The 9,894-nt window shown below is 33.7% G+C and carries 9 protein-coding genes and 1 pseudogene; all 10 read right to left on the bottom strand.

Annotated features, from left to right (window positions below; all coding sequences use genetic code 11):
• Positions 1-2: 2 nt before the first annotated feature.
• Positions 3-3,680, bottom strand: a complete 3,678-nt coding sequence (locus tag DWB64_RS13225; RefSeq protein ID WP_243118983.1) for a DUF6079 family protein — start codon at positions 3,678-3,680, stop codon at positions 3-5.
• Positions 3,681-3,693: 13 nt separating this feature from the next.
• Positions 3,694-4,128 (bottom strand): BREX-3 system P-loop-containing protein BrxF, encoded by a 435-nt coding sequence (gene brxF / locus DWB64_RS13230; protein ID WP_129488718.1) that lies wholly within the window; start codon positions 4,126-4,128, stop codon positions 3,694-3,696.
• Between the two features lie 216 nt (positions 4,129-4,344).
• Positions 4,345-4,908: a helix-turn-helix domain-containing protein gene (locus DWB64_RS13235; protein WP_243118984.1), complete on the bottom strand. Its 564-nt coding sequence runs from the start codon at positions 4,906-4,908 to the stop codon at positions 4,345-4,347.
• Positions 4,909-4,927: 19 nt separating this feature from the next.
• Complete coding sequence (locus tag DWB64_RS13240) at positions 4,928-5,875, bottom strand: hypothetical protein (RefSeq protein WP_129488719.1); 948 nt, start codon at positions 5,873-5,875, stop codon at positions 4,928-4,930.
• A gap of 40 nt (positions 5,876-5,915) precedes the next feature.
• Positions 5,916-6,086 carry a hypothetical protein gene (locus tag DWB64_RS19295; RefSeq protein WP_164980411.1) on the bottom strand — a complete coding sequence of 57 codons (171 nt, stop codon included), beginning with the start codon at positions 6,084-6,086 and terminating at the stop codon, positions 5,916-5,918.
• A 12-nt stretch (positions 6,087-6,098) separates the two neighbouring features.
• A pseudogene (locus DWB64_RS13245) lies at positions 6,099-7,319 on the bottom strand (VirB4 family type IV secretion system protein); the annotation flags it as partial.
• Positions 7,300-7,473 carry a DUF6075 family protein gene (locus tag DWB64_RS19655; protein ID WP_371682604.1) on the bottom strand — a complete coding sequence of 58 codons (174 nt, stop codon included), beginning with the start codon at positions 7,471-7,473 and terminating at the stop codon, positions 7,300-7,302. The gene DWB64_RS19655 and the pseudogene DWB64_RS13245, both read right to left, overlap by 20 nt.
• On the bottom strand, positions 7,427-8,041 hold the full coding sequence (locus DWB64_RS13250) for a DUF3991 and toprim domain-containing protein (RefSeq protein ID WP_243118985.1): 615 nt from the start codon (positions 8,039-8,041) through the stop codon (positions 7,427-7,429). Before DWB64_RS13250 ends, DWB64_RS19655 begins: the two co-directional genes overlap by 47 nt.
• A 79-nt stretch (positions 8,042-8,120) precedes the next feature.
• On the bottom strand, positions 8,121-9,743 hold the full coding sequence (locus DWB64_RS13255) for a DEAD/DEAH box helicase (protein ID WP_129488721.1): 1,623 nt from the start codon (positions 9,741-9,743) through the stop codon (positions 8,121-8,123).
• Between the two features lie 6 nt (positions 9,744-9,749).
• Positions 9,750-9,878: a restriction endonuclease PLD domain-containing protein gene (locus DWB64_RS19660; RefSeq protein WP_371682605.1), complete on the bottom strand. Its 129-nt coding sequence runs from the start codon at positions 9,876-9,878 to the stop codon at positions 9,750-9,752.
• Positions 9,879-9,894 lie beyond the last annotated feature (16 nt).

Consider the following 9,894-nt stretch of genomic DNA (forward strand, 5'->3'; position numbering starts at 1 on the left):
ACCTATCTTTTTACTACAATACGTAGTTTATCTTTGTCTTTACCCCTTGTGTAATCAACAAGAATACTTTCTAGTTTTGCTTTAAAGGTTGCTAAGTCGCAAGGTCCTAATTCATCTAATTTTTGCATGAATTCATCCGCTGTAATAATGACTGGTTCAAACCCCTGAAGCAACACTTTTACACTTCCTACAAAGAAATTATCTACAGTTTCAGGAAGATTCTTAGTTTTTAGAAATGAATTAATAACCTTTTGCTGTTCACTACTTAAAAAACTTTCTTGATTTAGAACCAATGGGTCTGAAATAGTATTATAGAGCGTGTTTTCCCACTCTGTATTTAGTGTGTCAACCCTATCTTCAATTGCTTCGAGCTTGCCTTTTACGGACATCTCGCTTTCATTTATTACATAGTTGCATTTAGGACAAATATGTGTTGATTTCAGCATATCAGGAGTCAATTCAAAGCAAACTTTCATACCTGCTAATTCTCTCTCGATTACTTCTAATTTTGTGGATGATAAAATTTCTATTGTTTTAAGCCTTTTAAGATTTGCCATTTTTAAAGAACTAATTATTTCACCTTTCTTCTTACCATCATTAATGCCTAATCTCTTTTTCTTATGTTCAGCGTAATACATATCAATATATTCAATTTTAATATTAGCAAGCACTGAATTTGTCTCTATCGCCGCACTGTCTCCGCATCCTTTTGTTGGAATATCATCACGAATTTTTCTAAAACTTTCTTTCGCTGATTCAATCTTCGAAGCAAAATCGGCTCCAAGATCCATTCTTTCTAAATTCATGAGATATCCTACACTTGTTAAACATCCATTTTTAAACTTTTCGTATTCGTTAACAACACGAACAATTTTTATATCCTTAGCTAGCTGTTCAATTTGATCTATAGAAAGGTTAAAGTTATTAAGTTTTGCGACAGTGTTGTATTTTGACTGAAAGTTCCCAAATTCATTAATAATTCGCTTAATTGAGTTTTTATATTCATCAGCAATGTGCCCTGAAATGAGTAGTTCTCCCCATAAATCAAAATCTGAACTTATGTGAGTACTTGCATGCACAGCTAAGCTTGCCACTTCATTTGTTTTTGAAAGTAATTTTTCAAGCCCACTTTCTCTTTGATTGGGGTTATTAATTAAACCTGTTGGTATTTCTAAAATATCGAAAAGTCTAACTAATTCAGCAAGTGCTACATCTTTTGGTTTGGATATATACTTAAATTCTTTAATGTCTAGCGCATTTGTTTTTGGCAACATTTCTAGATTTGATGCTGTAATAGTAATATTGTTTTTAAGAGTAATTACTGCATTTCCAGAGTGTACAAGTGATAACAATACAATTGGTAAGAGTACATAACTAATTCCGAATTTCTTGTCAATGTACTCATCAAACTTCTCTTCAAATATATCACTGAAATTAATAACACCTTTGGGTGGTAATTTGTTCAATTCTTTTATAAAATGATTTGCGTATTTCGAATTCTTTGTTGTAATATTATCACCATCTAGCAATCCAAAACTTTCAAGCAATAGATTTGCTTGAATATTCTTTCTACCAGCATATCGGTCTATTCCTATACGAATAACATCGGCTTGACTCCTAAGTGTAATTTGTGTCTTGAATGATGGCATTTCTGGATATTTTGCAGTAAAATAGTTATCCAAACTTATTGAAGACACCGCATCCATCGTTTCCTTAAATGGATCATCTTTCTTGTAATGACCCTTAAGTACCTCAATTACTTGCTTCTTTTCACCTTTATAGATTACTTCAAAGCAAGTTGTCTTATTTTCACTTAAAAATCGTGTTAACTTCTTCCTGAACTTATTGGCTTTATTCTGATAAGCCTCTTTATTTTTTTCTTCAGCTAACCCTTTCATAGATAACGCCGCCGCATATAATTTTAAATCATTTTTAAAATCATCATTTGGCTTAAAGCTAAAGAACACTTCATCATCTTTCTTTTCATCCAAGAATGATTCATTACCATATGGAGGTAAAAAATATAGGTAATAATCTTCTTCTGGTTGAGCAGTTGGACGTATTTCAGGAGTACCCATAAACAAATAACCGCGTCTGAAGATGTTATGAGAATTCCAGTTAAGAGAATGTTCATAAATTTTAAAATTATTAACTTTTTCAATTTGGTCCCAATCTAAACAATAATAAGCTACGTCAAAGAAAAACCTATTCAAACTTGCATCATCTAAGACTGCTGCCTTTTGAGTGATTTTTTCGTCATAGTCAATATCTTTTTTAAGATCCAAATAGTATTGACCATTATCCATATTACTTTCTATAAACTGTCCACTTACTGTTGTCATTACATCTTTTAAAACAGTTTGAACAATTGACTGCAAAAATTCCGAATCTTGTTCTGGCATGCCATCTAGGTATAAGCATAAATCATCTCGGAGGTTTTCTGCAGTTAATCCAGCCCTTATACTAATATCACCTGTTGTTAATCGATGTACACTAAGTGCATGGATTATTTGTATTGCTAAGGGTTTATACACTTTTTTGGGGAATGATCTACTTACTATATCTTCAAGCATTCCACTTTTTTCAACCACTTCTTTAATATTAACATCTGTTCTATAGCCATAATTCTCTTTTATAAAGGACCAATAACTATCAAATGAAATCACACCTGGTGCTTCATTAGTTATATCGTTATCTAAAATTCTTCTGATAATCTCAGAAATATTTTTTAAAATATGACGATTTTCAATAATATAAATCTTATTGAATACATCAATATAAGACGGATGAATTGGATATAAGTTAACATACTCCTCTAGTCTTTCCGACATATTTGAATAAAGACAGCAAAATTGTTGAAGATGTTCACGAACTTTTGCTTTCTGCTCTGGCGTCTTCTTCAATATTCTTTCTGAAACGACATATGCCGTATCTTCTTTTCGAATAATGACCTGTTCATATCTGTCTTTTACTCTATTTAAAGTATCTGATACAAACGAGAAGTTGGGGTTGTCAAACAATTTTTCTTGCATTCCAAATACGGCCCTTAGACGTGAATTCTTTATAACTTCGCCAATTTCACGCATAAATCCTAGATCAAGTTTTACTTCTTGCTCTTTTCTACCACCGAGGTAATCTAAAAATTCGTCAACTACTATTAAATACCCTTTATCCGGATATTTAGAATAGAAAATATCCATCATGCTTAGAAGAACTTCTTTATTTCCCGTTACTGCATTCTCATCTGGAAAATCAAATGTCAGTCCTCTAGCTGCAAAATCCTTCTGCACTTTTGTAAATAATATGTTTCGCAATGACATTGTAACAGCACCAATTTCAACTCGAAGTACTTCAAATCGTCCAGTAATACACTCTGCTACAGCAGCAAATTTATTGTTTTGAACATACTGCAAGTTTTCTTTATCCAATGCTATTGAGGATATTAGCGACATTAAGTGAGTTTTACCTGTACCATAGTTACCTATGAGTAAAACACCTTTGTTATCAACAACTTCATCCAGTCTAAGTTGTGACAGCATATTAAGTTCAAGTTTTTCAGCCATATCATCCGACATAACATAACTTTTTACCAAATTTATTGCTTCTTGCTTATCATTAGCTGATGTAATTTCAATTACGCTTTCTATTGGATTAAAATTTATTAAATCTGAATACTTCATTTTTTTACTCCTCTCAAATTACACACGTTATGTTGTGCTTATCAACTTTATAAGCAATATAATCTAAATAATTAGGTGTTGCATATGTAAGATTTTCTCCATCAAAATCACCACACCATTCTAAAATTATTTTCCGTTTATTTGACAAATTAATGAAATACTTAAGCGGATCTAGCTGATATGATGGATTAAAAAGCATTTCAAAATCTGAAACCACTATGTTTTCATTGATTTCAAACATTTCATTTAGAATATCAATTACAAACAAAGCTTTTTTCTCGACTTCAATTTCATTCATTTTTTTAGCTAATTCTTGATTAAGTGAAAAGTGATGATACTGCAGGCCGATATCCTTTTTAAGTTTTTTATTATTACAAATAACGATTAATGAATTGGTTGATGTAATAAAATAACTTGTTAAATCATAATATTTAATAATCTGTCCCAATACATATCCTCCTTTTGATTCTAAAGTATTCTAATAAATGGACTTAGATGATGTGAATGTACACTTATTCAACCATTCATTCAAATTATTATATCATATACATAAAAAATTAGCATTGAATATTAACAAATTATTACAGCTTCTGTCCATACATTAGTACAGTTTATTTGACTAGTTTTTTATACAGTATCCCTTAGAATATTATAATATATAGTTCTATGGAGGTACTAAACTGTCAGTCTCCCCCTGACATAAAAAAGTCGGTTCATAATAACCCGATAAAAGATGCTTAATTCTATCTGGATGATTAAAGTTACAAATGACCAAATCATTGATTTGAGCACTTTTGTCGTATATGGTGCTATTTTGGGATACTGACACATTTCCTTCATCGTCCTTTGCATAAGTACTAAAATCAACTGTTTCTGCAATGTCAGTTTCTTTATTTTGTGAAGTAACATATAATTCGTTGTCACTTATATATTCAGATTCATTTGCTTCTAGTTTTTCACTGATATCTAATGTGTATAGATTACTTGACTGACCGCCATTCTCTCTATATCTAGATTCTTTCAAAACAAACCCGCATTCAATCAAATCATCAAGTGCTCTTCTTACAGTTCTATCTGACATATTGCAGTCGGCTGCAATGGTTTTAATACCTGGAAAGCATGTTAATTCTTTATTGGCTCTATTAATCAAGTAGAAGATGACAAGGGTAGCCCGCTTTGTCAGACTTGCTTTGTATACTGCTTCAATCATTTTTCCTTTGTCTGTCATTGTCAGGCTCCCTTCTACATTATATTTTTATAACATAAGGTATTAATAAGCTTTCCCAAATTGTTTGATTTTTTTCTCCATCAAATAGATCAGGTGCATATTCTGAAAAATACACCTGATCATATTTATTTTGCAATTTTACTTTTTCTGGCTCTGATATGAAAGAAAAAATTGTGTTTATTGTATCTGAATCAAATAAATGAATCGTTCGTTCATATGCATCAATTTCATAAGGTTTAGCAGTAGCGCAAAGCACCGCTAACTCACACTTTGACCTAATGGCATTTATAATTTTTGTATCAACGACACCCATGTCATATACAATGAAATCAAAGTCTTCATGACACTCTGCATTCAGCGTTAGATATTTTACACCGTAATAGGTTAATGAATCCGTATTTACAGTCATGCGTTCATACCTCTTAGGCAACTGCATAAGATGTCCATGATCATTAGCTTCTACATAACATACAGTGGCTCCAATACTTGCTAGATAATTGGCTAAGTTGATTGCCATAGTTGTTGTACCTACTTTACACTCAACTCCTGTTATTGCGATTTTAGTGTTTTTATTTACAAATGAATACTCTGGCACTGAGCAACCAGCTGTTCCTTCGTTATTCACTAATTTTGCTTTAATCTCACGTTTATTCATACCAAGGTCGCTTGTGGCTTTTAGGATTTCATTTTTAAGAGTTTCAACTTCTTCAGATGTTACAATATTATAAATACCTTCTTCAATCAGCTTCACAATCAGCTCTTGATTGTTTTTCACGTCCTCAATATAGAATATCACCCTTGACGAGAACATCTTGTTAAAGGCAATCACAGCCTCTAAAATATCACTTTCAGTATCCTTTAGCGCTTTAATATCTATTGTTAGATAACTATAATGGTTTAAGCTTCGCATATCATAAATGACAAATTGTTTTAATGAAAATGTTCCTGATAACTTCTTGATAATCATGCCATGTTCATCAAACAAGAAATCGAAAATGCCAATGTTTTCATTGCTCGAAAGCTATAGTAGCATCGTTTACACCTCCTTTTTGTTCGATTTGAAAGTCTTGGGGTATGATGATTTCAACCTTGTTTGGTTTATAGGTGAATAATAGAATAATACCAATTACAACTAGCAGCACATATATGAATAATTCAATTAACAGTTTCTTTTTCAAAATATCGTCCTCCTATCTTCCGCCTGCCTTGCCCATAAATTTGAACTTATATTCAGGAATCTCAAAATTAACATGTAGTCTTTTTGACCCAATCATTACAAGGGCATGACCTCTTTTCTTTTGTGCTAAGAGCTGTTCTTCAGCATCCGTAAGATTATATAATTTTTTAGTTTCAATTAAGTTCATACCATCGCACCCCATGAGAATCTTGTAACACGGAATGTCCAAAAGTGCTTGTCCATACATCTTTATTTTGGGGTCTAGAAAGTCAACAACTGAATGGGATATAATCGCTACTCCTGCTTCATATTTTCTGGCTCTTTTTTCAACATTTCTAAGAAATACTAGTGACTGTGGTACATTAGGATCAATCATCAAATAAGCTTCATCGCAGATTAATAAAACTGGTTCATTACGGTCTGCACTCATTTGTTGCCAACACCATGTAAGCACATTGAAGTATTGAGTCCTTTTAATGTTGTCACTGGTATTCTGTAAATCATGGGTATCTAAACAGATACATCTGGTATTCGTTTTAATTGAACTCTTTCCATTCCATAAAAAAGCGTCGCTACCAAGAGCAATATCTTGTAATAGCAACGCCAGTTCTTCATATTCGTTAATTTCTGAATGCTTTAAGTTGTTTTCTTTTTTAAGAGCCTTTTGTTTGAGTAACTCATAAAGATCTGAAAAAATCGGGAAATCATCATTAGTCAATTGATTTATGTCGGTGTCCCAAGTGATGCCAAAGTTATTGTAAAGCTCAATGACTGTATTCTTTAAGATTGCTTTCTGCTTATCTGATAATGACGGTAAATAAAGACTAAAGAAAATATCAAGGTTCTTGATATAGATTGCCATGTCGCCTATGCCATTGCCTTCGTCTTGATAGTATTTGTCATCATCGTCTACTGGTGTTGGTCTTATTTGTAATGGATTGATTTTACCGTTGCTTCCGCCACCTGCATTAATCCAGTCTCCATCAAGGGCTAAGCATAAATCTCGCATCTCACGTTCAGGGTCAATAAAGATGATCTTGGTTCCTTTCATATACTCAGAAAGTGCTATGTGTTTAATCGTGGCACTTTTACCAACTCCAGCTACACCCATAATCGTAAAATTTGAATTAGTTCTATCATTACCTCTTTTCCAAGGATCTAAAATAACTAATCCCCCAGCATTATCACGTCCAAAGTAATAACCAGTGCCATCATTATCCGCCAAGGATATAAAACAAAGCAAATCGTTCTCTATCATTTACATGGGTTTTATCTTGTAATATCATATTTTGAAAATTATAAGCATGATCTTCATTCATAAAATACATATTCTTTACCCCCTTATAATTCGGTTTCTTCTTCCACATCTTGTTCAACTCCATAAGCATCCATTGGCTCTCTTGCCTGTGAAACTTGATGGTTGTTCCTTATTGATAGTAAATCTTCATTAAAATCTTTACCTATTGGACAGTGCCTTTGCATGTGATAAGATTCATGGTATTTTTCATTGATCTGCTGACATGAAAAATGCCCTGCTTCGTCATTGTCGAGGCAGAGCATAATACTTTTGATTTCTGTATGTTGCTTTAAATAGTAATCCAAAGCTTTATCAGCAACACCACCAAGTGAAATCATGTGGTGACTAAAATTATTTACTTTATGATACTTAAGCAGTGTCAAATAACTCATCAGATCAATTGGTGCTTCAAATACACAAAGGGTATTAGTCTTTCCTTCATAACTAAAGGGAAATGTCTTATCTGAATTTTTGACATCACCCCTGTAGGTTTTACCAGTTGTATTGGTACTTCTAACACTTGCGTATTTGGGTTCCTGATTATCGTCATAGCCAACAAATACACAGCTTTTTTGCTTGTTTTCAAAGAGTTTTTCTTTGTTGATGAAATCATAGACAATGTCTTTATCAATGCCCCTATGAATAATGGTGCCGCTCACCGAGTAGCTGTATAACGGTGCCGTAGAGTAATGAGTGACACTGACATACGGTATGTGGGTGAACGGCACGAGTTATTTTTCAAAGCCTTGAAAACACAAGTTTAAAATTATTTGCTCGACTAAGTATTGACCGTTCATCTACAACAAATCCATCTGTCGTAAGTTCAGTTAACGTCGCATATTTATAAAGTTCTTGAGCGTCTAGATCATAATGCTTCAAAAAATTTCTAACCGTTAAGTCCAGTCCCGAATTAGATCTAAAAGCAAGTGCCATTTGCTTAAGCTTTCTTGTATTCGTCATACCTTCTTTGATATTTCTTAGCACATATTCTTTAGCGTACCGTTCAAGTTGAATAAAACAGTTTCTTGGTACCGACGAAAAGCCATGCTCAATCTCATCGTTAATAGAATGGTTCGTTCTACCGACTAGCTTTTGAAACTTCATGCGGTAGTCATACTCCTTATGCGCTTGACCAATAAAGTCTAATACCGTTAAAACTTCTTTGCCTTCATCCAGTCTAAGTCCACGACCAAGCTGTTGTATAAACACAGTAGCAGATTCAGTTGGTCTTAAAAAGAGCACGGTATTCACAAATGGTAAATCCACACCTTCGTTGTATAAATCTACAACAAAAATAAACTTGATTTCTCCTAATTTTAAACGCTTTTGAATCGTACTTCTTTGTTCTTTACTAGAATTCGCATCCAATGATTCACAGGCAATCCCCGCTTTATTAAACACATCCGCCATATGCTTGGCATGATTCTGATCAACACAGAACCTAATGCCCTTAACAGTGCTTATATCACTCACATATTTATCAACTGCATTCAGTATGGCTCTGTTTCTAGCATGGTCTGCAATATACGTCACACTCAAATCACGAGTAACATATCGCCCAGATTCCCACTTAACATCGTTGATGTTAGAAGTATCCGTCACCCCAAAATAGTGAAAAGGACAAAGCAGATTCTGTTCAATCGCTTGAGCTAACCTAATTTCATAAGCGATTCGGTCATTAAAATCAGCAAGTATTGACTTACCATCCATACGTTCTGGTGTTGCCGTTAAGCCAAGTAAAATCATAGGTTTAAAATAATTGGTAATCCTCTGATAAGAATCCGCTGTACCATGGTGCGTTTCATCCAAAACAATATAATCAAAATGGTCTACATTCAACCCTTTATAGTTCCCGCTGCTATTCAGTGTCTGAATCGAAGCAAAAACATGATCATTAATGCTTGGTGTTAATCCACCGACCCATAACTCACCAAAATTCGCATCTCGTAAAACACCCCTAAACGATGCTATGCTTTGTTCCAAAATTTCTTTTCTATGTGCTAAAAACAGTAAGCGTGCATTAGGGTTTAATTTATAAAACTGCTTAAAATCAAAAGCAGCAACCATCGTTTTACCGGTACCCGTAGCAGCAACGACTAAGTTTTTATACGATCCATGCACCTCACGTTCAATCTGTAGCGCATCCAGAATTTCTTGCTGGTAGGTAAAGGCTTTTAAATCAAAAAAACTAGCTTCTGTGGTAGACGTATATCCTTCACAGCTTAACGCCCTTGAAAGACGTTTTACATCTTCTACATCAGTTCCGTCAAACGTGACAAACTCGCTCATGTTCCAGTAGGTATCAAAGGTATACCTAAACTTTTGAATTATATCAAACGACGTGTATTCACTAACCTTCATGTTCCATTAAGTACCTTCACTCAGCGCCGCCTTACTAAGGTTTGACGACCCGATGTAGGCCGTGCTAAAGCCAGTATCCCTTTCAAAGTAATACGCCTTAGCATGAAGCCTAGTGCGCTGAGTATCATACGAAATTCTAACTTCGGTATTA

This window comes from Fusibacter sp. A1 (genome assembly GCF_004125825.1).
GTDB lineage: Bacteria > Bacillota > Clostridia > Peptostreptococcales > Acidaminobacteraceae > QQWI01.